This window comes from Neorhizobium alkalisoli (genome assembly GCF_007829835.1).
Taxonomy (GTDB): Bacteria; Pseudomonadota; Alphaproteobacteria; order Rhizobiales; family Rhizobiaceae; genus Neorhizobium.
Genome location: NZ_VIWP01000014.1, coordinates 62,179 through 87,610, shown reverse-complemented (window position 1 = coordinate 87,610; position 25,432 = coordinate 62,179). Strand labels below are relative to the sequence as shown.

The 25,432-nt window shown below is 59.8% G+C and carries 23 protein-coding genes; 14 read left to right on the top strand and 9 right to left on the bottom strand.

Annotated elements, in window-relative coordinates:
• The first annotated feature begins 120 nt into the window (after window positions 1-120).
• Both FHW37_RS29905 and FHW37_RS29900 read left to right on the top strand, forming a co-directional pair.
• Entirely contained in the window at window positions 121-1,092 is a 972-nt protein-coding gene (locus FHW37_RS29905; RefSeq protein ID WP_246690997.1) for a helix-turn-helix transcriptional regulator, read from the top strand.
• 149 nt (window positions 1,093-1,241) lie between these two features.
• A complete protein-coding gene (locus FHW37_RS29900; RefSeq protein ID WP_246690996.1) occupies window positions 1,242-2,159 on the top strand; it encodes a formylglycine-generating enzyme family protein in 918 nt (305 codons plus the stop codon).
• A gap of 10 nt (window positions 2,160-2,169) precedes the next feature.
• Here the strand turns inward: FHW37_RS29900 and FHW37_RS29895 are convergent, their stop codons facing one another.
• Window positions 2,170-2,841 carry an SDR family oxidoreductase gene (locus tag FHW37_RS29895; protein ID WP_145643180.1) on the bottom strand — a complete coding sequence of 224 codons (672 nt, stop codon included), beginning with the start codon at window positions 2,839-2,841 and terminating at the stop codon, window positions 2,170-2,172.
• Between the two features lie 169 nt (window positions 2,842-3,010).
• Here FHW37_RS29895 and FHW37_RS29890 point away from each other — a divergent pair, with 169 nt between their 5' ends.
• Window positions 3,011-4,507: a sulfatase family protein gene (locus tag FHW37_RS29890; RefSeq protein WP_145643178.1), complete on the top strand. Its 1,497-nt coding sequence runs from the start codon at window positions 3,011-3,013 to the stop codon at window positions 4,505-4,507.
• 12 nt (window positions 4,508-4,519) lie between these two features.
• Here the strand turns inward: FHW37_RS29890 and FHW37_RS29885 are convergent, their stop codons facing one another.
• Entirely contained in the window at window positions 4,520-5,587 is a 1,068-nt protein-coding gene (locus tag FHW37_RS29885) for a LacI family DNA-binding transcriptional regulator (protein ID WP_145643176.1), read from the bottom strand.
• Between the two features lie 173 nt (window positions 5,588-5,760).
• Here FHW37_RS29885 and FHW37_RS29880 point away from each other — a divergent pair, with 173 nt between their 5' ends.
• The 4 genes from FHW37_RS29880 to FHW37_RS29865 all read left to right on the top strand — a co-directional run bounded on the left by FHW37_RS29880 (window position 5,761) and on the right by FHW37_RS29865 (window position 9,838).
• Window positions 5,761-7,197 carry a sulfatase family protein gene (locus FHW37_RS29880; RefSeq protein ID WP_145643175.1) on the top strand — a complete coding sequence of 479 codons (1,437 nt, stop codon included), beginning with the start codon at window positions 5,761-5,763 and terminating at the stop codon, window positions 7,195-7,197.
• Between the two features lie 93 nt (window positions 7,198-7,290).
• Entirely contained in the window at window positions 7,291-8,046 is a 756-nt protein-coding gene (locus FHW37_RS29875; protein WP_145643258.1) for an ABC transporter permease, read from the top strand.
• Window positions 8,043-8,816, top strand: a complete 774-nt coding sequence (locus FHW37_RS29870; RefSeq protein WP_145643173.1) for an ABC transporter ATP-binding protein — start codon at window positions 8,043-8,045, stop codon at window positions 8,814-8,816. Before FHW37_RS29875 ends, FHW37_RS29870 begins: the two co-directional genes overlap by 4 nt.
• Before the next feature lie 47 nt (window positions 8,817-8,863).
• Window positions 8,864-9,838: an aliphatic sulfonate ABC transporter substrate-binding protein gene (locus FHW37_RS29865; protein WP_432442913.1), complete on the top strand. Its 975-nt coding sequence runs from the start codon at window positions 8,864-8,866 to the stop codon at window positions 9,836-9,838.
• 115 nt (window positions 9,839-9,953) lie between these two features.
• Here the strand turns inward: FHW37_RS29865 and FHW37_RS29860 are convergent, their stop codons facing one another.
• The 4 genes from FHW37_RS29860 to FHW37_RS29845 are packed head-to-tail and all read right to left on the bottom strand — an operon-like array spanning window position 9,954 to window position 13,775.
• Entirely contained in the window at window positions 9,954-11,087 is a 1,134-nt protein-coding gene (locus tag FHW37_RS29860; protein ID WP_145643170.1) for a hypothetical protein, read from the bottom strand.
• Between the two features lie 35 nt (window positions 11,088-11,122).
• Window positions 11,123-12,238: an NADH:flavin oxidoreductase/NADH oxidase gene (locus FHW37_RS29855; RefSeq protein WP_145643168.1), complete on the bottom strand. Its 1,116-nt coding sequence runs from the start codon at window positions 12,236-12,238 to the stop codon at window positions 11,123-11,125.
• Between the two features lie 21 nt (window positions 12,239-12,259).
• Window positions 12,260-13,261 (bottom strand): zinc-binding dehydrogenase, encoded by a 1,002-nt coding sequence (locus FHW37_RS29850; protein ID WP_210249345.1) that lies wholly within the window; start codon window positions 13,259-13,261, stop codon window positions 12,260-12,262.
• A gap of 1 nt (window position 13,262) precedes the next feature.
• Window positions 13,263-13,775: a lactoylglutathione lyase family protein gene (locus FHW37_RS29845; protein WP_246690995.1), complete on the bottom strand. Its 513-nt coding sequence runs from the start codon at window positions 13,773-13,775 to the stop codon at window positions 13,263-13,265.
• 100 nt (window positions 13,776-13,875) lie between these two features.
• On the opposite strand from FHW37_RS29845, the gene FHW37_RS29840 reads away from it, so the two are divergent.
• On the top strand, window positions 13,876-14,772 hold the full coding sequence (locus tag FHW37_RS29840) for a LysR family transcriptional regulator (RefSeq protein ID WP_145643164.1): 897 nt from the start codon (window positions 13,876-13,878) through the stop codon (window positions 14,770-14,772).
• 169 nt (window positions 14,773-14,941) lie between these two features.
• On the opposite strand, the gene FHW37_RS29835 is transcribed toward FHW37_RS29840, so the two are convergent.
• The gene (locus FHW37_RS29835) at window positions 14,942-17,008 is read right to left on the bottom strand and encodes a 3-hydroxyacyl-CoA dehydrogenase NAD-binding domain-containing protein (protein ID WP_246690994.1); all 2,067 of its coding nucleotides are present in this window, start codon (window positions 17,006-17,008) and stop codon (window positions 14,942-14,944) included.
• A 140-nt stretch (window positions 17,009-17,148) separates the two neighbouring features.
• Window positions 17,149-18,057, bottom strand: a complete 909-nt coding sequence (locus FHW37_RS29830) for a LysR family transcriptional regulator (RefSeq protein ID WP_145643162.1) — start codon at window positions 18,055-18,057, stop codon at window positions 17,149-17,151.
• Window positions 18,058-18,303: 246 nt separating this feature from the next.
• On the opposite strand from FHW37_RS29830, the gene FHW37_RS29825 reads away from it, so the two are divergent.
• The gene (locus FHW37_RS29825) at window positions 18,304-19,509 is read left to right on the top strand and encodes a CaiB/BaiF CoA transferase family protein (protein ID WP_210249344.1); all 1,206 of its coding nucleotides are present in this window, start codon (window positions 18,304-18,306) and stop codon (window positions 19,507-19,509) included.
• A gap of 56 nt (window positions 19,510-19,565) precedes the next feature.
• On the opposite strand, the gene FHW37_RS29820 is transcribed toward FHW37_RS29825, so the two are convergent.
• Complete coding sequence (locus tag FHW37_RS29820) at window positions 19,566-20,600, bottom strand: cyclase family protein (protein WP_145643255.1); 1,035 nt, start codon at window positions 20,598-20,600, stop codon at window positions 19,566-19,568.
• 171 nt (window positions 20,601-20,771) lie between these two features.
• Here FHW37_RS29820 and FHW37_RS29815 point away from each other — a divergent pair, with 171 nt between their 5' ends.
• The 5 genes from FHW37_RS29815 (at window position 20,772) to FHW37_RS29795 (ending at window position 25,429) form a co-directional block, all read left to right on the top strand.
• Window positions 20,772-21,935, top strand: a complete 1,164-nt coding sequence (locus tag FHW37_RS29815; RefSeq protein ID WP_145643159.1) for an ABC transporter substrate-binding protein — start codon at window positions 20,772-20,774, stop codon at window positions 21,933-21,935.
• A 54-nt stretch (window positions 21,936-21,989) separates the two neighbouring features.
• The gene (locus FHW37_RS29810) at window positions 21,990-22,580 is read left to right on the top strand and encodes a nuclear transport factor 2 family protein (protein WP_145643157.1); all 591 of its coding nucleotides are present in this window, start codon (window positions 21,990-21,992) and stop codon (window positions 22,578-22,580) included.
• Complete coding sequence (locus FHW37_RS29805) at window positions 22,577-23,293, top strand: SDR family NAD(P)-dependent oxidoreductase (RefSeq protein ID WP_145643155.1); 717 nt, start codon at window positions 22,577-22,579, stop codon at window positions 23,291-23,293. Before FHW37_RS29810 ends, FHW37_RS29805 begins: the two co-directional genes overlap by 4 nt.
• A 114-nt stretch (window positions 23,294-23,407) precedes the next feature.
• Entirely contained in the window at window positions 23,408-24,196 is a 789-nt protein-coding gene (locus FHW37_RS29800) for an SDR family NAD(P)-dependent oxidoreductase (RefSeq protein ID WP_186458472.1), read from the top strand.
• A gap of 45 nt (window positions 24,197-24,241) precedes the next feature.
• The gene (locus tag FHW37_RS29795; RefSeq protein ID WP_145643152.1) at window positions 24,242-25,429 is read left to right on the top strand and encodes an ABC transporter substrate-binding protein; all 1,188 of its coding nucleotides are present in this window, start codon (window positions 24,242-24,244) and stop codon (window positions 25,427-25,429) included.
• The last annotated feature ends 3 nt before the right edge of the window (window positions 25,430-25,432 follow it).

The window sequence follows — 25,432 nt, the reverse complement described above, 5'->3', positions numbered from 1 at the left end:
TCTCACATTGCTGAAATAAAACTTGAGCTTTCTATTCCAGTTTATTATCGAGCGGGCTAACGTTTTTCGGACCGGGATTGACGGAAACCGGACTAAAATCATGCGCGAGAGACCGAATTGATGAACCTGCCCGAGACCTCCCAGCATGAAGAGCGTGGTGGCGGCATGCCGCAGCCCGGACAGACATGGCGGGAGACGGTCGATTCGGAGATCGACCAGCTCGGCTGGCGCGATGCGACCCGGGTCGAACAGCCGGGAGATGATGTTTCAATCTACATGATCGACACCATGCCTCTTGAGGATCAGGTGTTTCATCCGGAGGGACCGGCCACCTTCTCTCTGTCGATATTCATCGATGGCTCCGGCACGCTATCGGTGGATGGCGCAAAACCTTTTCCGGTGCAGCCGGCAACTGCGGTCTTCTTTGCCTGCGACCGTGTCACGCGTGGTGAAAATCACATTCGTGCCGGCCAAAGGCTTTGCGTGATCGATATTCGTGTGGAGCGGCCCCTGCTTGAAAAGCTGGGAGGCATATCGCTTTCGCGACTTGGCGGGGCCGTGATCACCGAACACAGCCTGCCGGATCAGGACGTTTTTCTGATCGGGTTCAAGGCGCCACCGGAACTCATCGCTGTCGCCCGCAGCCTGCTGCAATGCAGTTTCGCCGAGGGAATGGCGCGGCGGGCCTATCTCTACAGCAAGGCAATTGAAGCCTTGGGGATCGGGCTGGACGCGGTGATCAAGCAGGCGGACGGCAAACCTTTGAAGCCCCTCAACGAAGAGGAGTTGCGGCGACTCAACCGGGCCATTGCATTGATAGAAAATCAATATAGTTCCGACTGGACCATTCCCCGCCTGTCCCGTGAGGTCGGATTGAACGAGCGCCGGCTGAAGGAAGGGTTTCGGATGGCGATCGGCAATACGGTGCACGGTTACCTTCGCTCAACCCGGATCAATGCGGCAGCGACGCTCCTGGCATCCGGTTCCAGCGTGACGGATGCCGCCTACACGGTGGGCTTCGAAAATCTCAGCCATTTCAGCAAGGCTTTTCGCGAGGAAAAAGGCGTTTTGCCAAGCCAGTACCGCGGCTAGCTGGCTTTCGTCTTTTGCCGAGATCGGGATTATCGCTGGTCCCACCGGTGATCATTCGATCAGCTGTTGTATCGCACGCCTCAACGGCTGATATAGGCTTGTGGTTGGAGTGCATGCGGGAGATGGGCATGGAGGGGTGTTGTTCGGGGATGGCGCGAACCGGGCAGGGGCAGGCAGCGGCTGAAACTGCAGGTTCCAAGATCCAGGGTCAGGCGGCTGAGACGATTGCGGTCAAGGGCGGCGAGAGTTTTGTCGGTACCGACGATCCGGTGATTTCCGGTGATGGCGAAGGGCCAGCGCGGAAGGTCCTGCTGCAGGATTTTCATCTTGAGGTCGAGACGGTGACGGTTCGCCGCTTCGCCGAATTTGTTGACGCTACGGGGCATGTGACGGAGTCGGAACGGTTCGGCATGTCCGCGGTGTTTGCGCCTCTCTTGAAAGATCAGGGCATGGTGACCGGTGGTGTCGTCAACACGCCCTGGTGGACCCGGATCGACGGCGCGAGCTGGAAACATCCGGAAGGGCCGGGCAGCTCGATTGAGGAGCGACTGGACCATCCTGTAACGCAGGTGTCATGGAACGACGCCACGGCTTTTGCCGCCTGGGTCGGCGGGCGGCTGCCGACGGAGGCGGAATGGGAACATGCGGCGCGGGGCGGCAACCGGTGCCGCCGCTTTCCGTGGGGCGATGACGAACCGACAGACGAAAACATCTTCTGCAATATCTGGCAGGGCGAGTTTCCGCGCCATAACACGCTGGCGGATGGTTATTTCGGCACGGCGCCGGCGCGCAGTTTTCAGCCGACCGAGACCGGTTTCTATAATCTCGCCGGTAATGTCTGGGAATGGAGCGGCGATGCCTTCAAGGTGCGCTCGCTTTCCAAAGCGGCAAAGCTGCGCAATGAGCAGGCGAAGAAATCGGCCGACAAGGTTTTGAAGGGCGGCTCGTTTCTCTGCCACAAGAGCTATTGCTACCGGTATCGGATCGCCGCCCGTATGGGCCTTTCCGCCGACAGCGCCGGCAGCAATACCGGTTTTCGCGTTGCCTATGATCGCCTGCCGTCCTGAGCGACGAATCCTACCAGGGCAGGATCTGGCCATTGTAGTTGTAGAACGTGCCCGTCTGGTGCGGGCCGGAATGGTCGATCACCTCGCGCATGCGCATCACGCTCTCGGAGAAAGTTAGGCCACGGCCGCCGGTCGCCGCGACATTGCCGGGATGGATGCCGAGCACGCAGATCTGTTGCGGTCCGAGATCGATGGCGAGGCTTTTCATCACCATATTGAGGCCGGCCTTGGTAGAGCGATAGCCATAGGATCGGCCGGTATTGTTGAGGGAAATCGAGCCCATGCGGCTGGTGATGAAAGCGATCACCTTCTGCTCGCTCTTTTCCACATGCGCGGCAAAGGCCTTCGAGATGATGAAGGGGGCGATCAGGTTGACCTCCAGCATTTGCCGCCAGAGCGTCAGGTCCGTTTCGCCAAGAGGCGGGTGCGGACCCGGAATGCCGGCATTGTTGATGAGGATGTCGATTGCGACGCCGTCCAGCCGGGCTGCAAGTTTCGCGACGGCGCTTTCATCGGTAACGTCGAGCTTGACCGCCTCGATATCGGTTTGGCCAGCATGGCGTGCCTTGAACGCATCGGGGTCGAGACAGGTGGCGATCACCCGGTTTCCGTCGGCTGCATATTGAAGCGCGAATTCCTCGCCGAGGCCGCGGTCGCAGCCGGTGATCAGGATGGTCGCCATCGGTTCTCCCCTTGTCCGCAGGCAAAGCCGGCATCGTGTGGGGTGCAGGCTTTCCTTTTCGTGCTACAGATTTTCTGCGGTCGGGCATAGCACAGAGTGTTAGGGCCGGAGCGGTCGGGGAGGCCGCCGCGGCAGGCAGATAGCATGCAGGCATCAAATGGAGGAATACGTGTCAGAGCAGACGAAAAAGCCGAACATCATCTTCGTCATCACGGATCAGCAGCGGTTCGACACGATCGCAGCCGGCGGTTTTCCCTATATGAAGACGCCCAATCTCGACCGGATGGTGAAGGAAGGCACCTATTTCCGCCAAACCTATGTCACGTCACCCTCCTGCGCACCCTCGCGGGCCAGCCTGTTTACCGGTGTCTATCCGCATACGAACGGTGTTTTCCGCAATGACGAACCCTGGGCTTTCAGCTGGGTGCAGCTGATGGCCGATGCCGGATATCGCTGTGTCAATGTCGGCAAGATGCACACATCGCCCTTCGAGGATTCCTTCGGGTTTCACGAGCGGCATGTGGTGGAGAACAAGGATCGCGCCACGGCGCGCCTGCCTTTCTTTCTCGACCAGTGGGACAAGGCGATCTGGACACGCGGTTTCGAAAAGCCGAGTCGGGTCACTTATCGCCGGCGGGAAGATTACCGCTCTTCGCTCGGCGCCTTCGTCTGGAACCTGCCGGAAGATCTGCATTCCGACAATTTCGTCTCGGCGCTCGCGCAGATGTGGCTTGATGCCTATACCGGCAATGAACCCTTCTTCCTGCAGATCGGCATTCCCGGCCCGCACCCGCCCTATGATCCGACCCAGGATTATCTGGACATGTATGCCGACGCCGACCTGCCGGAACCGATCCTCAGCGCCGAGGATATCGCCGCCCAGCCGGCAGCCCTGAAAGTGCTGCGCGATCAGCATCTCTCTGTCGATCACGATGCGGTCGTGCATCTGCCCGATCCGACAAGTGACCAGACGCGCCGTCAGCGACAGCATTATTTCGCCAATGTTTCCATGATCGACACCCAGATGGGCAAGCTTATCGAGGCGGTCGAGCGACGCGGCGTGCTCGACGATACGATCATCATTTTTACCTCCGACCATGGCGACAGCCTGAACGATCACGGCCATAGCCAGAAATGGTCGATGTACGAGCACAGTGTGCGTGTGCCGGCGATCGTCTGGGCGCCAGGCAAAGTGGCGGAAGGCAGGGTTGTGGACGACCTCGTGTCGCTGTTCGATTTCGCGCCGACCATTCTGGAGATGGCGAGTGTGCCAGTTCCGGACTGGATGGAAGCGCAGTCGCTGATGCCCTATCTGCGCGGAGAGGAATGCGAGCCGCGAAATTACGTCTTTTCCGAACATGCGGGCGACCGGATTTTCAGCGGCACGAAATTCATGACGATGATCCGCAGCGCCCGCTACAAGCTCGTGCATTTCGTTGACAGCAACGAAGGGCAGCTGTTCGATATGCAGGCCGATCCGACGGAGGTGAACAATCTCTGGTCTGATCCGGCGCATCAGGCGGTGAAACAGGAACTGATCAACGCGATCCTGGCATGGCGAATCGAAAGCTCGCTGAAAACGCAGGGCTGGACGCTGGCAAGCGTCAGGCTCGGCGCCAATTCCAGCCGGACGCCGGAAAGCAGGTCGCGGCAGGGCGGGGCTTAAGCGGCAGGGGCACTAATCCTTCCGCCGCGTGCTGTCGCGAAACATCAGCTGCCAATCCACCACCGTCGTCTGCGGTTCACCGCCATTGATGCGGGCGACAATGGCGTCGGCGGTCAGCCGGCCGATCTTTTCACGGTCGGGGCGGATGGTGGTGAGCGAGGGGGTGACACAGGCGGCGGCCTCGTTGTCGCCGAAGGCGATCACGCCGATATCCTCGGGCACGCGCTTGCCGCGCTTTTTCAGGGCGCGCAGAACGCCGAAAGCGACGACGTCGCTGTTGCAGACGATGGCGCCGATCTCGCTATGGGTTTCGAGCAGTTCCCCGGCAAGCCTTTCACCGAGATCGGGACTTCCGCCCTGCGGTTCGGTGCGCTTGGCAATCGCCGCGATGCCGGCCCTGGCAGCCTCTGCCTCGAGGCCGAGAAGGCGTTTTTGCGCGCGTCGGTCGTTTTCCCGCAGGCTGCCGACGAAGGCGAGCTTTTTGTAGCCCTGGTCGATCAGGTGGCGCGCCTGGGCGGCGCCGACGGCCTGATGGTCGAAGCCGATTGCGGTATCGATCACGTTGCCGCCGGTATCCCACATTTCGATGATCGGGATGCCGGAAGCTTTCAACAGCTCAACCACTTTGGGCGGATGATCGATGCCGATGATCGCCACGGCCGCCGGGCGCCAGCTGAGGATCGAGCGGACCAGCTTGATCTCCTGATCGGGATTATAGCGAGTGTTGGCGAGCATGACCTGCAGGTCGCGTTCGAGCAGGGCAGATTGCAGCGTGTCGATAATGCTGGCGAATTCTGAATAATAGAGCGAGGTGACGACGACGCCGACAATGTCCGTGCGCATGCCAGAAAGGCCACCCGCCAGCCGGTTCGGCACGTAGTTCAGTTCGTCCATCGCCACATTGATGCGCTTGCGCAGTTCGGCGCGCACCGTGTTCGGCGCCCGCAAGGCGCGCGACACCGTATTGACGGAAACGCCGACTTTTTCGGCGATGGAAGCAAGTGTCGGAACGCTGCGGACATCTTTTCCATCCAGCTCCTTCGTTTCGTCAATGTGCTTGCCATCCATGTCGATCGTCATAGGTCTTACCTGCAGGCCATGTTCTGAGAACGAGAAAAGTGATCGTTGCGTTAACGATAACTTTGTGCCATCAATTGTGAGGAGAGGCAAGCAAAAGGCGGGAGAGAGGGTCCTTTTGCATGGTCGAGTGACCGTCGCACGCACGTTTCGGCGTGCCGGGAGGAGCAGGATTTATGGCTGACAGGCCGAACATCATTTTGATCATGACTGACCAGCAGCGCTACGATTCCATCGCGGCGCTCGGTTATCCTTATGCCCATACACCGAATATCGATGCGATGATCGAAAAGGGCGTGGCGCTCACCAATTGCCATATCACCGCGCCAAGCTGCGTGCCGTCGCGCGCCAGCCTGTTCACCGGCTATTATCCGCATACGACCGGCGTGCTCGCCAATGGCCAGAAATGGCAGCATACCTGGGTCGAGAGCCTGCGTGACGCCGGTTATCGCTGCGTCAATGTCGGCAAGATGCACACCATTCCCTATAATTCCGACAGCGGTTTCCATGAACGCTACGTGGTGGAAAACAAGGACCGCTACATGGAAGGGCGCTGGTACTTTGACGAATGGGACAAGGCGCTGGCCGCCAATGGCCTCGTCAAGCAGCAGCGCGAATTTTATCGCGAGCGCGCCGATTATCGCGACAGGCTCGGCTGTTTCGATTGGGAATTGCCGGAGGCGCTGCATTCCGACGCTTTTGTCGGCAATATGGCGAAGTGGTGGGTGGAAACCTATCCGCCAACCGAACCGCTTTTCCTGCAGGTCGGGTTCCCCGGTCCGCACCCGCCCTTCGATCCGCCGGCGCGCTACACGGAGCGTTACCTGAAGCGCAACGATCTGCCGCTGCCGAAGCCGACGAGGGAAGAACTGGACAGCCTGCATCAGGAGTTGAAGGACAAGCGCCAGCACGATGTCGAGGTCGATCACGATTCCGTCGTCTGGAGCCTCGATCCGACGGCAGACCAGATGCAGCGGCTCTGGGCGCATTATCTCGGCAACGTGACGCTGATCGACGAGAAGGTTGGCGAGCTGCTCGCCTCGCTGAAGGAGCGCGGTTATCTGGAGGATGCGATCGTCATCTTCACGTCAGACCATGGCGAATGCCTTGGCGAACATGGGCTGATCCAGAAATGGTCGATGTATGACATCGTCACCCGCGTCCCGACGGTGATCTGGTCTACAGCCGGCAGGTTCGAAGGTGGCCGGACGGTGGACGGGTTGTGCCAGCTCTTCGATCTCGGCCCGACAATTCTGGATTATGCCGGCATCACGCCGCCGAAGACATTCGAGGCAAAGAGCCTTCGCCCAGCCTTGGAGGGCAAGGACTGGACGCCACGGACGCATGTTTTCTGCGAGCAGATCGGCGATGTGGCAATGGCCGGCGGTGTGGAATTCATGACCGGCGTGCGCAGTGACAAATGGAAGCTTGTACATTTCAAGGGGTCTGATGACGGTCAGCTCTTCGATCTGGAAAACGATCCGAGTGAGGTGAAGAACCTCTGGAGCGATCCCGTCCACGAGGATCGCAAGCGCGAACTTCTCGATGTCATGCGCGACTGGCTGATCGAATCCAATTTCAAGACGCGGGATGTCATGGCGTCGATGCGCTGAACCCATCGAATACACTGGCCGAATGCTCGGGGAGGAGTGATCTTGGCAGTCATGGAAAGCGAAAATACACCCGAAAGTGCGAAGGGCTTGCCGATGCTCTCACGCCCGTTCGGCATGCTGGCGATCAATATCGTCGCTGTCGTCGTCGGTATTCTCCTCTGGGGACTGGTGACATCCTTTGGCGTGGTCGGGCTGCCAACGCCGCTTGCTGTCGCCAAACAGGCGGTGATCCAGGCCGAGAACGGGCTTTTGTGGTCGGATGCGCTGGCAAGCCTTGGCCGCGTCTTCACCGGTTTTGCGCTCGGCATCCTCGTTGCCATTCCGGTCGGTTTCCTGATGGGCTGGTACAAGATCGCCCGTGCGATCATCGAGCCCTATGTGCAGTTCTTTCGCACCATTCCGCCGCTTGCCATCATTCCGCTGGCGATCGTGACGATGGGTATCGACGAGATGCCTAAGATCTTCGTCATCTTCCTCGCATCGTTTCTCTCGTCTGTCGTTGCCACCTATCAGGGCGTCATCAGCGTCGATCGGACGATGATCAACGCCGCCCGTGTGCTCGGCGCCAATGACTTCACCATTTTTCGCCGTGTCATCGTGCCGGCCTCTCTGCCCTATATCATGGTTGGCGTGCGGATCGGCCTCGGTTCGTCCTGGTCGACCGTCGTTGCGGCCGAACTCATCGCGGCGCAATCCGGTCTCGGTTTCCGCATGCAGCAGGCGCAGCTTTATTACGACCTTGCGACCATTTTCGTCAGCCTCATCTCGATCGGTATTCTGGGCCTGATCATGGACCGGATCGTCATGGCGATCGATGGCGTGCTCACCGCCTGGCAGGAGAAGTTATGACCCCGAAGATCTCGTTCAAGAACGTCCGCAAGACCTTCGACATCGCCGGCAAGACGGCCTTCACTGCGCTTGAAGGCCTCAATCTGGACATCGAGGATGGTGAGTTCATCACGGTCGTCGGCCCTTCCGGCTGCGGCAAGTCGACCGCGATGAACATTGCCGCCGGCCTGACCATGCCGACATCCGGCCAGGTCCTGGTTGACAATGCGCCCGTGAAAGGGCCGGGGCCGGAGCGCGGCGTCATTTTTCAGCAATATGCGCTTTTTCCCTGGCTGACGGTGCGGGAAAACGTCGAGTTCGGTCTGCAGATCGCGGGCAAGCCGAAGGATGAGCGTCGGCGGATCGCCGATCACTTCATCGAGCTCGTCGGCCTCTCAGACTTTGCCAATTCGCTGCCGAAGACTCTGTCGGGCGGCATGAAGCAGCGCTGCGCGATCGCGCGTGCCTATGCGGTCAATCCGAAAATCCTGCTCATGGATGAGCCTTTCGGAGCATTGGATGCTTTGACCCGTGTGCAGCTTCAGGATCAGTTGCTCGCCATGTGGAGCAAGGAGCGGCGCACGGTGATGTTCATCACCCATGACGTGGACGAGGCGGTCTATCTGGCAAGCCGTGTCGTGGTCATGGCGGCGCGGCCGGGCCGGCTGCATAAGATCGTCAATGTCGATCTGCCTTATCCTCGCACCGAGGACATGCGGCTTTCGGCGGAATTTTCGGAATTGCGCAATGAGGTCTGGCGGTCGGTCTATCACCCGGCCGCTGCCGCCTGAGCCTTGCGAAAGAAATGCATCAGCCCGTCAAAGGAGGAATGACTATGCTGACGAGACGACATCTTATGGTGACCAGCGCTGCTCTTGCCGGCGCAAGCGCGTTTTCGATCGGCGGCAAGGCCCGCGCCCAGTCCGCCGACATGAGCATCGGCTATATTGCCGATTTCCCGAATGCCAGCGTGCTTGCCATCGCCAAGGAGCAAAAGCTCTGGGAAGCGGAAGGCATCGAGCCATCCGTCAAAGTCTTCACCAATGGTCCGATCCAGATCCAGGCGATGGGGGCGGGCAGCCTCAATTTCGGCACGATCGGCCCCGGCGCGCTCTGGCTGCCGGCCAGCGGCCGCGCCAAGGTGGTCGGCGTCAACGATATCGGCTTTTCCGACCGGGTGATCGCGCAGGCCGGCATCGCCTCGATGGCTGATCTCAAGGGCAAGAAGGTCGGCGTGCCGCAGGGCACGTCCGGCGACATGATCCTGCGCATGGCACTGACCAAGGCCGGCATGACGATCAACGATATCCAGATGGTGCCGATGGATCCGTCCACTGTCGTTGCCGCCTTCACTTCGAAACAGATCGAGGCGGCCGGCATCTGGTATCCGCTGATCGATACGATCAAGCCGCGGGTGCCGGATATGAAGGAATTGGCATCCAACCAGGACTTCTATCCGCAGACCTCGTTCATCAACACGTTCGTGGCCCGCAACGAAATCGTCGAGCAGAATCCGGATCTCGTCAAAAAATTCCTGCGGGTGATGAAGAAGGCGATGGATTACCGCGTTGCCAATCTCGATCACTCGATCGAGATTACCACGGCCTTCCTGAATGCGCCGAAGGAAGCCACCGAAAAGGTCGCCCGCAGCCGCAAGATGCTGACCTCGAAGGAACTCGACGCCTTTACCAAGGACGGCACGGTCAACAAATGGCTGACCGATTTCAACAAGATGTTCCAGGAATTCGGCACGGTGAAGGATCCGCTGGCACCTGAAAAATTCTATACCGGAGACCTCTTCACCAGCGCCTGACCCAGCTGGGCCAACTCTAGAAACATCCAAAGCGATGACAGCAATGGCCGGGGCCGCGGGTTTCCGGTCATTGTTGTTTTACGGCGTGAAGCGTCGAAGCTGTCGTCAATGCCGCCTATCCGGTGACTGCATTACCGAGGTGGATGCCATCAAAGCTTTCAGGCAGCGCGATCGAATAGATTGCGAATGGCGTTTTTTCCGTGCCGCCAGGTTCGCGCGGCTTGCGGGGAACATAAAGATGCCGATCCGCCGAGATGAAGGCGCCGTCAGGTCGAACGAAGTCGGGATCGGAAGTCAGTATGGTTTTCTTGCCTGAAGGCGCGATCACCGTGATCCTGCCGGTCTTGGTTTCGCATGCGTAGAAATTGCCGTACGTATCCATGGCGCAGCCGCTGGAAAACTCGATGTCGGCGACTTTTTCGATGTGTTTCTCAAGTACGTCGTCACTCAAGGTCTGATCGTTGAGATGATCTGTCTGGATCCTGTAGAGCGGCCCGGTCGGCGCCGCCCAGAAAAGCCATTGGCCGTCCTGGCTGATCTCGATCAGATCGGCATTCGGCGGCGTGAAAGGCTTTTCCTTACCGTCCGGCTGCAGTGCCAGCGTCATGGATACGCTTTTGGCCATCATCGACGGGCGGCCCGACAAGCGCCTTGTCGTCTGGCCGGTTTCCAGATCGTGGATGATCAGTGCACCGAGCCCGGATTCCGTCACATACATTTTTGACCCGTGGAAGCGCAGGTCGTTCATCTTCGCACCGGCCGGCAGGATATTCTCATCAAAGCGAAGAATTTTAAGGATCGCACCGGTCTCGGCAGACAGCTGGACGATCTTCTGCGCGCCGGTTTGCGGAATGGAATATTGCGTGTCGAAGGCATCTGCACTTAGCGATCCCTGATCCACGACCCAGACGGTATCGTCCGCGAAAATATGCACGGAGTTCAGATAGACGAAGGCGTCGCGTCCATCTGCCCCCGGTTTCCATTCGTTCCAAGCATTGCCCGGAAAAGGATGCATTTGTCCGGTGTCGTCGCGACGGACGAGAGCCGGCGTGTCTTCCGCTGGCGTGTAGCGCGGGCAACCCAGGAACATGACATTGTTGCTGGTCAGTGCCACCTGATTGGCCATCCAGGGAGATCGCGTCGCGACGGTAAGCTTGAGCGGCGCTTCCGCTTTCGAAACCGTTGCAAATGTGCCTGAAAAAGCGAGCGCGCCTGCCCCCACGATCACCGAGCGTCGTGTTGCATCCATTTTTTCGTCTTCCCTTGTTCGTGAAACGGTAGCGCTTATTGCGCTGCGCCTTTTCCGGCGCCGCGATAGCGGGAGAGCCAGTGGGCATAGGGCGCCGGAAGCGTCCAGGCCGGGCGTTCTTCATTCAGGGCCAGCGCGATCTGATAGGGATAATGGGGGTCGGCAAGCATGGCGCGGCCGATCATAACGATATCCATCTGCTCGCTTGCCACCGCTGTTTCGATGTCTGTAGGCGCATCGATGCACCAAGCAGAAGCGACCGGCATGCCTGTTTCCCTGCGCACCCGGGCAACCGTCGGCACGAGGAACGACGGCCCCCAGGGAACCTTCGCTTCCACGGTGGAAAAGCCCATGCTGACATTCATCAGGTCTAGACCGCCATCACGCAGGATCTTCGTCAAGGCGATGGCTTCTCCAAGCGTCTCCTCGTCGCGCCCGTCGAACTCGATCACACCGAAACGCGCCGTCAGGGGCAGGTTTTCCGGCCAGACCTTACGCACTGCCTCGAAAGTTTCGATGAGGAAGCGGTTGCGGCCGGCTGAGTCACCGCCATAGGCGTCGGTGCGTGTGTTGGCGTGGACGGAAAAGAAGCTCTGCGCGAGATAACCATGCGCGAAATGCAGTTCGAGCCATTCGAACCCTGCCTCAAGCGCGCGCTTTGCAGCGCTTACGAAATCCGCCTTGACGCGCTCGATGTCGGCAATCGTCATTTCCCGCGGCAGCTTGGAAAGGCCGCCGCCGAAGGCAATCGCCGAGGGCGAGATCGTTTCCCAGCCGCGCGGATCGTGATCGGCAATGTGATCATCGCCTTCCCACGGCAGGTTGGCGCTTGCCTTGCGTCCTGCATGGCCGATCTGGATGCCGGGAACGGCGCCGGCCGCCTTGATGGAAGCGGCAATGCGCGCCATACCTTCGGTCTGCTCGTCCTTCCAGAGGCCGGTGCAGCCGGGCGTGATGCGGCCCTCAGGCGAAACACCAGTCGCCTCGACAATGACGAGACCGGCACCACCGCGCGCAAGCCCCGCATAATGGGCCCAGTGCCATTCGTTGGTAAAGCCATCTCTGGCGCTGTATTGGCACATGGGCGGCACGGCGATCCGGTTACGAAGGGTGACACCCTTGAGCGTGAAGGGCTGAAAAGCTGCAGACATCTGAAGTCCTCGGATTTGTCTTCAATTCACCTTGATCAACGGCTTGCCGCTGAAGGTGCGGTTCTTCAATTCGGTCAGAACCTCCGGCAACATCGAAAAGTCGCGGATCAGGAGTGGCTCCGGCTGAAGTCGGTTTTCGGCAATCTGTTTCATGATCGCCTTGCCGGCTTCGACCAGTCGCGCCCATGCGTCGCTGCGACCAAAGACGTGCATGGCGCCAAGTGCTACCTCGTGAACGGAAAGGCAGCGGCCGAAGGGTTTGCAGGGCCAATCGGTGAGGCGATCCTGGATGCAGACGATATGACCGTTTGCCTCCAGCACCGGTGCAAGCATTGCCGCATGCGCGCCACCAACGGTATCGATGACGGCGAAAAACCGATCGAGAAGATTACTTGGCAGCTCGTCATCCGATGCGACGGGCCCGGCAACCAGATCGCGAACGCCATAGCGCTTCAGGCGATCCCAATGCCGTCTGTTGCATATCGCCGTCACTGAAAATTCCCGCTGCAAGGCAAGCTGGACGAGATAGTTTCCGACCGCACCGCCAGCGCCGCTGACAAGAAGCTTTGCGCCCGGCCGGGTCGGCAGCTTTTCAAGAGCCAGCCAGGCCGTCAGCGCGGGGCAGGGCATGCTGGCGGCAAGCGGCAGTCCGAGCCCGTCCGGCACCTGCATCAACGCATGCGCTGCGATTGGCGTATAGTCGGCAAAGCTTCCCTGCGCATACAGGCTCTGGTGATAGACGACCCGTTTTCCAAGCCAAGGCTTCAGGCTGTCATCCTCGACAGCCGCCACCGTGCCGGCGCCATCGACACCCGGCACATGTCCTTGTGACCACGACGGCGGGCTGGCGAGTACCTTCCAGTCGACCGGATTGAGCGCAATGATCTCGTTGCGCACGAGAACCTCGCCGACCGCGAGTGTCGGGACGGCGATGCTGGAGAGTTTGAGGCCGGCAGGCGTGTCCTTGCCCTGCCAGGTCCATGCCCGCTGCATGGCGGATTGTGCTGTCAGACCGTGCGTCATCTCAGTTATAGGCGCCGGCCGAATAGGTCAGTTCGTAGGAATGGGAATAGAGCTCGAAGACGATGCCGAATGGGTCCTCGACATAGACCATGCGATACGGCTTCTTCCCCGGAAAATATTCGCGCACCGGCATGCGCTGCTTGCCGCCGGCAGCGACGATTTTCGCAAGCAGGCCCTCGACGTCCGGATCCTGGATGGCGAAATGGAACATGCCCGTCTGGCGGAAGGGAAGGTTGTTGTCCGGCGCGTGATTGCCGGCGAATTCGAAGAGCTCGATGCCGATCCTGTCAGCCGTCGCAAGATGCGCGATGCGGAACTTGCCCCAGCCCGGGCCGAAGACGTCACTGCACATCACGCCTATATCTGTTTCGTCCTGCTCGATCAGGGTGGGCGGCATGATGACGTAAAAGCCGAGCACATCGCGATAGAACGCGACCGCCTTGTCGAGATCGGGCACCGAAAGACCGATGTGCGAAAAGCTGCGGGGTGAAGTCTTGTGTGTTGGCTGGCTCAAGGGAGGATCTCCGGCAATCATCGTGATCCTTGCTAGCGGATATGCGCTGACATAAAAAATTATGATATGAATGCATGATGATTACGAAATGGAATGATCCATGTTGAATGCCCAATGGCTGGAGACCTTCGTCACCCTCTGTGAGGAAGGTCATTTCACGCGTGCTGCGGCGCGGCTCAACATGACCCAGCCGGGTGTGTCGCAGCAGCTGAAAAAGCTCGAAGACCAGATAGGCCAGCCGTTGATCACTCGCGATGGCAAGGGTTTTACCCTGACGCCTGCAGGCGAGGCCGTGCGCGATCACGGCAGGCGAAGATGCGAGGAGGAGCGCCGCTTGCGCGAGGCATTCGATGGCGATGACGCAGGCAAAGGCCCGGTCTCGCTCGCATGCTCCGGCAGTCTTGCCATGCTCATCTACCCACGGGTGCTGGATTTGATGCAGCAATCCGAGGGCCTGAACGTGAAGCTCGAAGCAGCTCCGCAGGCAAGCGTGCTGGAAGGCGTCTTGTCTGGGCTTTATGATATCGGCATTGCCGATCACAAGCCGACCCATCCACGTCTGGATGGGGATCTCATCGGCTCCGACGAGCTTTGCCTCCTCGTGCCGATCGGTGAACCGTCGGCGCCCGGTTATGCCGATCTGGAGCGGCTTGGCTTCATCGCCCATCCGGACGGTTTTGCCTATGCCGACGAACTGCTTTCGGCAAATTTTGCCGATGCCTATCCGGGCCTGGAACGGTTACGTATCCGCAGCTTCATCAACCAGATCGGCCAGATCCCGGAGCCGGTCGCGCGCGGTATTGGCTATACGATCCTGCCGCGCAGCGGCGTGAACACCTATCCGCGGCGCGAGGCACTTGCCTGCGTAAAACTTGCCCATCCCGTCCATCATGAGCTCTGGCTGGTGCGCCGCCGCGGCAAGGTTCTTGCGGCGCGTACAAGGCACCTCATGGCGGCGGTGATCGAGACGGTCGGGGAGCTGGCGCAGCTTTCCTGATATGTAGGCGGTATCGGTAGGTCATCTCTCGGATGTTTAGTTTTGTCGGCTGCTGCAACGACCGTTTGCGGTGCGGACAAGCTCAATGAGCCCATCACCAGCGCATTTTGTGTGTGAGGGCGCTTTGTTGTTGGCACTTACACGAATTGCCTTAACCGATATCCTCCAATCAAGCGACCGCTGGAAGTAATGACTGCAGCATTGCGTCGATATCGATATGCGCCTTCCGATGGGTGCCTTCTTCACGCCGGATCGCTTCGATACTCTCCAAAATCTCCGCCCGAGGCTGGTTCGCAGCCCAATGAAGCGGGCCACCTTTCAGGGAAGGGAAGCCGAACCCGTTTACAAGGGCAAGGTCGATATCCGAGGAGCGCTCGGCGATACCGCTCGCCAGCACCTCGGCCGCCGAATAGACGATTGCAGCCATCAGCCGGGACTGGATTTCAGCGGTGGAAAAGGAGCGGCGGACGATGCGCTTCCGGGCGGAAGCCTCTTCTATGATCGCGTTTACGGCCGGATCCGGCTCCCCACCCGGCGCGTTTTGGTAATTATACCAACCCTTGCCGGTCTTGCGGCCGAAACGCCCGGCTTCGCAGAGCCTGTCGGCGATGTCGACGTAACGTTCGCGCGGATTGCGGGTCGGCGCCAGCCGCTTTCGTGTTGCCCAGGCGATATCGAGACCTGCGAGATCGAAGACGGCGAAGGGGCCCATCGCCATGCCGAATTCGCGCATCGCGCGATCGATCTCTTCCGGATAGGCGCCGTCTTCGATCAGGAATTCGCATTGTTGCCGGTAGGCGCTAAAGATGCGGTTTCCGATGAAACCTTCCGCCACCTGCGCCGGTACAGCAATCTTGCCGAGCTTTTTGGCAACCGCCATCAGCGTCGCGATCGTCTCCGGCGAACTCGATTTCGTCCAGATCACTTCCACGAGCCGCATGACATTAGCCGGATTGAAGAAATGCAGGCCGGCGACACGTTCGGGCCGCGCGGTGACGGAGGCGATCTCGTTGATGTCGAGATAGGACGTGTTGCTGGCAAGGATGGCATCCGGCGCAATGTCGGCAAGCCTCGCGAAAACCGACTTTTTCGCATCCATGTTTTCCGTGATTGCCTCGACGATGAGATCACAGGGCGCCAATCCATCGATATCGCTCGCGCTGACGCGTTCGGTAATGTCGCCTTCCGATGCCAGACGGCCACTGTCGACCAGAGCGCGGACGTCCTTGCGGAAAAGGTCCATGGCCGGTCCAAGAAGCTCGCGGCTCGCTTCTGCCGCGATCACGGAAAAGCCGCGAGAGGCAAAGGCGAGGGCGATGCCGCGTCCCATCGGGCCAAAGCCGACGATCCCGACGGTCCGGACCGGGCGCGGCTTCACATCCGAATAGGCCTTGGACACCACTCTCTCCGCAAAGAACAGATGCCGCAGCGCTTTCGACTGTTCGCCGACGCGGGTTTCCAGCGAGGCTGCGCGCTCCTGAGCGAGCGCCTCGTCGATCGGAAGCTGGTCTGCACTCTTGATGATGTCGATGGCGGCTGCGGCGGCTTTCGAGCCGCGTGCTTTTTTCAAGGCGTCGGCGGTCGCCTCCTGTATCTCTTCCTCGCTGGACCGGATCACGCCTCTGTCCCGGATCGGTGCCTTGCTTGCTTCGGGAAGGATTGCGATTGCCGCCGAAACGACGTCACCCTCGACCAGCTCATCGATCATGCCGAGCGATTTCGCCTCCTCTGCCTTTACCCTGCGCGCCGAGGTGATGAGCGTGATCGCCTTGGCAATACCGACGAGCCGCGGCAGGCGCTGGGTGCCGCCGGCGCCGGGCACCAGCCCGAGCGAAACTTCGGGCAGGCCGACGACGCTTCGTTTGGTGGCGATCCGCATGTCGCAGCCGAGCGCCAGTTCGTAGCCACCACCAAGTGCTGCGCCGTCGATCGCCGCAATGACCGGATGCGGGAATGCTTCGATCGCCGCGATGACATCGGGAAGGTGAGGGGCAACCGGGGGAGCGTCGAATTCCCTGATGTCGGATCCGGCGACAAAATTCTCGTTCGCACCGGTCAGGACGACACCGGCAATATTCTTGTGGCCGCGCAATCGTTCAAAAGCATGCAGCAGATCCGAACGCATCTGATGTGAACCGGCATTGACGGGCGGATGATCGATCACGACGATCGCGATCGTCCTGCCGTCAGCGGCCTCCCGCATTTCGATCCGTGCCGTCTGCAAGCTCTGCGACATGATTTCCTCCCACGTCCTGTCCGCAAGCGTCCGCGCGAATGCACGGAGCTACGATCACGACGGCCTATCGGAAGGACGGGGGCGGAAAAAGAAAGCGGCGGGAAAAGCTTCTTTCCGAAAACTGCAAAGCCGGACAGCTGTCAGGCGATGCGTTCGCGGCAGGTTGTGACAAGGAAATCGATGAAGACCCGGACTTTTGCCGACATGTAACGGCTTGGCTGATAGACGGCATAGACCCCGTTCTCGAAGGCCGCGTAACTGACGCGAAAATCCGGAAGAAGCTGGACAAGCAGCCCTTTCTCCAGATCGTCCTTCACGGACCAGTCCGGCATCAGGGCTATGCCGGCATTTGCAAGCGCCATCTGCCGCAAGGCGGGGCCATAATCGGACTGGAAATTACCCTCGACCGGGATTTCCGTGATCATGTCCTCGGAATCGGCGAAACGCCAGACCGTGCGGCCCATGTTGAGGCGGTAAGTGAGGCAATTATGCGCCGCAAGGTCGTTCGGCGTGTGCAGCGGCGGCGCGTGTTCGAGATAACCGGGCGAGGCGCAGAGAACCCGTTCGCTTCCCCAGAGTTTCTTGGCAATGAGTGACGAATCCTGCAGTTTTCCGATGCGGATATCGACATCGATATTCTGCTCGACCAGATCGATCACCTGGTTGGAAAGCATCAGGTCGACTTTGATCTCCGGGTATATTTTCAAGAATTCCGGCATGATGGCGATCAGGTGCTGCGTGCCGAACAGAAGCCGAGAATGGACCCGCAGGGTGCCTTTCGGCGACCCCTGCAGCTGCGATACGCTCTGTTCGGCCTCTTCCAGCTGATGCAGGATCTGCTCGGCATGCTGGAAATAGAGTTCTCCGGCTTCGGTCAGCGTCAGCTTCCGGCTGCTGCGGTTGAGCAGCCGGCTGCCGATGCGGTCTTCCAGCGAGGTGACGTGCCGCGATACGGATGCGGGCGACATGCCGATCTGCCGGCCTGCGGCCGAAAGGCTGCCGCTGCGCACGGTAATGGCAAAAACGCGAAGTGCGCGAAGACTGTCCATTGAGTTTCTCCTCCCTCACTGGCGACTGCGAAGCAGCCATGATCTTTGCAGAATATGCAAAGCAGACTGAGGCATTTGTAAAGCCCAAACCGGCGCAATCTTTCAAAGATTGCAAAACTGCCTCTCGCTTGATGGATGTTCTGGGGCCTCCGCCGCGGTGTTACGACACTGCCTGTTCAAATCCGCGCGCTCTTACCGGCAGGCGCTACTGGCGGCTGTCCCCTCGCAGATATTAGGAAACGAAACGTGCAAACTGTTCTACAAGGCGTCCGTGTTCTCGATTTTTCGAGGATTTTTGCCGGTCCGGCGGCAACCCAGATCCTTGGCGATCTCGGTGCCGATATCATCAAGGTTGAGGATATCGGCCATGGTGACGATGCAAGAACATTCGGCGTCACCGAAGAGGGCATGGCGAATTTCGGCGCAAGCCCTTCCTTTCTGGCGCTCAACCGGAACAAGCGCAGCATCGTGATGGATCTTCGGCGCCAGTCGGCCCGCGATCTCGCCATCGAGATGGCAAAACAATGCGATGTGCTGGTGCATAATTTTCGCCCTGGCGCGATGGCGAAATTCGGGCTCGATTACGAGACCTTGCATGCCATCAATCCGCGTCTGGTCTATTGCGAATTCTCGGCCTACGGCCCGACGGGGCCACTCTCCCATCTCGGCGCGAACGATATCGCGTTGCAGGCCCATAGCGGCCTGATGAGCCTGACCGGCGAGGCCGATCGGCCGCCGGTGCGGGCCGGCTCGGCGATCATCGACCTGCATGCAAGCCTCGGCCTCGTTTCAGGCATTCTTGCGGCCCTGCTGCATCGGGAAAAGAGCGGTGAAGGGCAGCTTGTGGAGACCTCGCTTCTGTTAAGCGGCGCGCATCTGCTCAATTATTTCTACACCGAATACTGGCTGGATGGCACGATTCGCGGACGAATGGGGACGGCGAACCATTTGAGCGTCCCCAATCAGGCATTTCCGGCAACCGATGGAACGGTCATCATCATCGCACCGGCGGATGACATGTGGCGGCGTTGCGCCCATGCGCTCAATCCGGAAAGCCTGGATCTGCCGATCTTCAACACGGCCTTCGATCGTCGCCAGAACCGTGATGCGCTGATCTCCGCGCTGACCAGTGTGACCGAGACGATGAGCTGTGCCGAACTCGTCAAACGTCTCGGCGATGCCAAGGTCAATGTCTCCAAGGTCAACGATATCGGCGAAGCGGCAGACGACGCGCAGCTTGCCGCGATCGGCGGCGTGGTCGAGCAACGCATGGGCGATCATGTGCTGAAATCGGTCAACATGCCTTTCAGCATGAGCGAGACGCCGGCTATTGCGACACGGATCCCGCCCGTCTGCGGTGAGCATACGGAAGAGCTTCTGGCGGAATTCGGGCTCGATGCCGACAGGATCAAGGCCCTGTGGGATGAAGGCGCGCTTGGCCCGTCCCGGTAAAACTGATACGGGGAGATGCTGAGAGAGGGGCTCGCCTGGCGAGCCCCTCTTGTGCATCAGACGGTTGCGACCGGCGTTGCCGGCGAGCCGACGGCGCCCGGCAAGCGAAGCGGCGGTGCCGTTAGCAGAAAACGTGAGCGCCCGCGCTCGCGCAGCCAGTCGGCCAGCGGCGAAAGAAGCCAGAATTCTCCGAGATAGACGCCGAGCTTGAACAGGCAGACCTCGTGCAGCGGCAGCGCCGTGAATCGATCGGCGGTGCTTGCCTTTGCCGGCGTCGCTTCGACGGCGATGTTGTCGGCAATCAGGGCAACGAGGCCCGTCTCCTCGATCCAGCGGTGAATGCGTTCATCGCGCCCGTCCAGGGCTGCGAAGGAGGATCGAAGTTTCTTGGCATCCGGCTGCCGGTTCATCGACAGGAGCATCTCGTCGAAACCGGTGCGGAAGCAGACGAAATCACCTTTTTCGATGACAACCTTGTCGGCCTCGAGCACACGCATCAGCTGATCGTAATTCACATAGACGCGTTCCTCGCCGAAATGCGCCTTGAAATCGATCATCACACCGCGCCCCTGCACGGAGGTCTCGGCCATCTTTTCTATTCCGAGGGCACGGGCGCCGCTCGGGGCGCCGCTGTCACCGCCAGTCTGGTGGTCGGCGGGGCCGGAAATATGCGTGCCACCGCGAAAGCCGTTGTAATAGACGAGCTCGGCCACGCCATCGCCGTCGGCATCGAATTCCTGGCCGATATGGGCAAGGCTGTCCCATTGCGTCGAATATTGCAGCGTCAGCAGGACCTGGTCGTCGCAGAGCACGTCGAGATGGTGCGGGTTGTTGCAGGAATAGGGGAAGTTCATGTTCGGTCGGCCCTGATCCATCACGGGCTGCACTTCCGGCGGTTTGCGGCTTGCGTTGATGGCGGTACCACCGGGAAAGTCGAGCGGCAGGCTCAGGCAGAAGCTGCGGCCTTCCCGAACCTCCCGGACGGCTGCCAGAACCTTGTCGGGGGTCACGAGATTGAGCCTGCCAATCTGATCGTCCGGTCCGAAATCACCCCAGTTCGAACCCTCCGGGCGGTTTTTCCATCTCGGCATGTCGTTCAACGCAAAGTTCCTTTCTTCAAAACGCGACTTGTTCCTGCCGGTGAAACGGCGAAGTCTTTCATCGGAAGCGGTCGATGGGCCTGTCGGAGGAGGCGGGGCCAGACAGAAGCCACGCAAGGTTTCCGACGCCGACACAATAGATAAAAAACCGGGAGGGATCACATGCGCCACTTGCACACGTCTTTTGCAGCTTTTGCGCTCTTCAGCGCAACGGCAATGTCCACGCCATCGGCCAGTGCTGCCGAGCTGGTGATCGGTGAATTGCACCCGATCACCGGTCAGGCGTCCTATTACGGCATTCCGATGAGCCGTGGCATGCAGCTTGCGATCAAGCAGATCAACGACCAGGGCGGCCTGAAGATCGGTGATGAAACCTACCAGGTAAGGCTCGAAACCGGTGATGACCAGGCGACCGGCGTGGCCGGTGTCGCCGCGACGCGAAAACTGATCGCTAACAGCGTGAAATACATCATCGGCCCGCAGTCGAGCCCGGTCGCATCCGCCGTTGCGCCGATCATGAAATCGGCTGATGTCGTGCAGATCATCGACGGTTCGACCGCCGAAAACATCGTCAACAACGTCAATACGTTCCGCACGACGGTGACAGCCGGCACCTATGACGACGCCGTCGTAAAAATTGCCGATATCAGGAAGTCGCAGACGATCGCCTTCCTGACCAACCGGCTCGCCGCCGGTTTCATGGTGACGGAAAAGGATCTTGTCGCCAAGCTGGAGAAAGGCAGCCACAAGGTCGTCAGCCAGTCCTATTTCAAGGTTGGTGATACCGATTTCTCCGCCCAGATCACCCAGATCATGCAGTTGAAGCCCGACGCCCTGTTCCTGCGGGATGCGCCGGTCGAGGATGCCCTGATCACCAAGCAGGCCCGCCAGCTCGGTTACAAGGGTGACATCGTCTGGGAGGTCAATGCGCCGGCGACGACGGTGGTGAAGAACATCACCGACGAGGATATGAACGGCGTTTATAATGGCATTCCGCCGAAGACCGACTATTTCGTGGACCGGAAAACGCCCGCGGCGATGGCCTTGCGTGAAGCCTACAAGGCGATGTTCAACGCCGATCTCGGCGAGAACTCGGCGATCAGCTATGACAGCGCCAATCTTCTGTTCGTTGCCTTGCAGAAGGCAAAAAGCACCGATCCCAAGGCGGTGGCGGAAGCGCTGAAGACCGTCAAGGTCAGCGAAATCCCGCGCCTCGTGACGGAATTCGTGCCGCAGAAGGATGGGCTCCTGTTCGAGGAAGGGCAAGCCAAGTTGCCGACGCTGGCGCAGGTCTGGAAAGACGGCGCCTGGCATCTGGTCAACTGATCTCTCCGGCGGGAAGCGCCGCCAAATTTACCCAGACACAATCGGAAGCATCTCATGTCATCTGCCATGACGAACGAACGCCTCGCGCGTCTGTATGACCGTATCGAAATCCAGGAACTGCTCTACCGTTATGCGCGGGGCGTCGATCGAAAGGACTGGGACGCCGTACGGGCGGTCTATCATCCGGACGCATTCGACGACCACGGCAATTACAAGGGCGATATCGACGGCTTCATCGCCAGCCTGCAGCAGCGGCATGCCCATATCGAACAATCGATGCATGTGATCGCCAATTGCATCATCGAATTTGATACGCCCGACAGCGCGCTGGTGGAGAGCTATTTCATCACCTATCAGCGCGTCCTGCCGAGCGCCGGCGATGCGCGGGCGAATTATTTTCTGCGCGAACCGCTGGCGGATGACGAGGCCGTTCAAGGTCAGGCGATCGGGCGCTATGCGGACCGGGTAACGCGGCGCGATGGTGTATGGCGCATCGAAAAACGCGCCGTCATCTACGAAGTCTATCGCGGCATGCCGACGATACCGGGCGGCAGGCTTCGCGATAACTGGACGATCTCGTCTCGTGATGGCCGCGATCCGCTCGAACTTCTGCGCATCGAACTCGGGCTGGGAGAGGCAAGATGACAGCCGTGAAAGAGCGCAGGCCGGTTGCCGTCGTGACAGGCGGTGCCAAGGGCATCGGTGCCGCGATCTGCGATGCGCTGATTGCAGACGGCTATTGGGTTGCAGCGGTCGACATTGCAACAACTGCAAAGCAGGATCATCTCGAAGGTTATGTCGCGGATATTTCCGATCTTGCGGCGCTGATCGCGACACTGGAGAAAATCGAGGCGGAACATGGCCTTGTGCGGGTGCTCGTCAACAATGCTGGCATCCTTTCCTCCAAGACGCTGTTTGAACTGACGCCCGAGACATTCGACAGGACGGTGGCGATCAACCTGCGGCCGGTCATCTTTGCCAGCCAGCATGTGGCACGGCGGCTGATTGCCGAGGACCGCCCCGGTTCGATCGTCAACGTGGCGTCTTCCGCCGGCCGCTTCGGTTCGATCTGGCCGGACTATGGAACCTCCAAGGCCGGCGTCATCGGTGCAACGCTGAGCCTTGCCAAGGCATTGGCGGACAAGCAGATCCGGGTCAATGCCGTTGCTCCCGGCCAGGTGGTGACGGACATGAATGCCGAGATGAGTCCGGAACAGCGGGCGATCAATTCGGCCCGCATCGGCATGAAGCGCCCGGCCGACCCGAGCGAGATCGCCGATGTCGTTGCATTTCTTGCCGGTGATCGTGCGAGTTTCGTCACCGGTTCCGTCGTTGATGCGAATGGCGGCCGGTTCTGAACAGATCCGAAACCTATCTTTTTGTTTTTTGCAAAGGTGCATTGGCCCAAGACAGGATAGCTATGGTCCTGAAGACGGGCCAACATGATTTGGCCATTGCATGAGGAGGATGAAATGCGTCTGGCTGGCATGACAGCGATCGTTACCGGTGCGGCAAGCGGTTTGGGAGAAGCAACCGTTCGCCGTTTTCACAAGGAAGGGGCACGCGTCATCGTTGCCGATATCGACCTTGCGAAAGCCGAAAAGGTTGCGGCGGATCTTGATGTGGACGGCAAGACCGCAAAGGCGCTGGCCTGTGATATCTCGAAAAGCGAGGAATGCGAGACGCTGATCGACGAGGCGGAAGCCTTTTTCGGCGGCCCGGTCGATATCTTCCATGCCAATGCGGGCGTTGCATTCAGCGGCAATCTTCTCGAAATCGCGCCTGAAAAGATCGAAAGGGCGATCCAGATCAACCTGATCGGTGCGATCTTTTCGGCCCAGGCGGCGCTTCGAAGCCTCAGCAGAAGCGAAAAGCCGGCGCTGCTGTTCACCAGCTCGCTGCAAGCCGTGCTCGGTCGCCCGGGGCGCAGCGCCTATACCGCGACGAAACATGCGATCACCGGTCTTGTGAAAAGCCTGTCGCTGGAGTTCGGGCCTGCGGGCGTGCGCGTCAACGCGCTTGCGCCTGTCGGCATCGACACGCCGCTGCTGCGCGACCAGCTTTCGCGCACCACGGACAATGTCGACGCGCGCATAGCCGCGATGGCGGACAATCTTCCCCTGCGCCGCATGCCGACGCCACAGGACTTTACCGATTCGGCAGTCTTCCTCGTATCGCAGGAAGCGCGCTGCATTACCGGACAGACGCTCGTTCTGGATTGCGGCGCATCCGCCGGGATCGCGGAGCCGAGGACACGCTAACAAGACAGGCCTGATTACCCGAACTATTTCCTGGAGGAGGAAAACATGAAAATGATGAAGACCCTGCTGACGGCAGCGACATTCCTGTCTGCCAGCGCCGTTGGCAGCTTTGCCGAAAACCTGACCCTGGGCGAGCTGCATCCGGTGACCGGCCCGGCCTCGTTCTACGGTCTAGTCATGAGCCAGACCCTGAAGCTGCGCGCCGAGCAGACGAACGAGAAGGGCGGTCTCGACGTCGGCGGAACGAAATACACGCTTTCGATTGCGACCGGCGACGACCAGGCCCAGGCGACCAAGGGCGTCGCGGCCCTGCGCAAGCTGATGACGGATGATGTGCATTTCATATTCGGCCCGCTCGCCAGCGCCGTCGCGCCTGCGGTCAAGCCGATCATCGACAAGCAGACCGACCTCCTGCAGATCATCGACGGGTCGATCGCCGATGGCGTCGTCAACGGCAAGAACAGTTTTCGCGTTCAGGCCAGCGCCGATACCTACAACAATGCGGTTCTCAACTATCTGACCGAAAACAAGGTCAAGAGCGTTGCCGTCATGACCGATCGCAGCCATCAGGGCTTCGTCATGTCCGAAAAGCGCATGGGTGAATCCATCGAAAAGGCGGGCGTGAAGGTCACGGGTCTTGAACATTTCCAGATCGGCGACACCGATTTCTCGGCACAGCTGACCAATCTGCGGGCCTCCATGCCGGATGCGCTGGTTCTGCGCGGTTATCCGGGCGAGGGCGCGCTGATCACCAAACAGGCCGAAGCCCTCGGCTTCAAGGGCCAGATCGTCTGGGAAATGGGCGCGCCGCCTTCGACGGTGATGAAGAATATTCCGTCGGCGCAGATGGACGGCGTGACGAACTGCATCCCGCGCATGATGGCCGATTATGTCCGGCTCAATGTTCCGAATGCCTTGAAGCTGCAGGAAGAGTTCAAGAAGAAGTACGGCGAGGATCCGGGTGAAAACGCCTCCTTCAGCAATGACGCCTTTTGGATCCTGACGACGGCCATGCAGAAGGCCGGCAGCATCAAGGCACCCGATGTCGCCAAGGCCCTGACGGAGATGAAGGTGACGGATGTCCCCAACCTCATCATCCAGTACCAGCCTTATGAAAACGGTCTCCTCTTCAAGGATGGCCAGGCAAACCCGCCCAGCGCCTGCCAGGTGTGGAAGGGTGAAAGCTGGCAGAACCCGCCCGGCGACAAAATCGAAATGACCACGAAGAACTGAGAA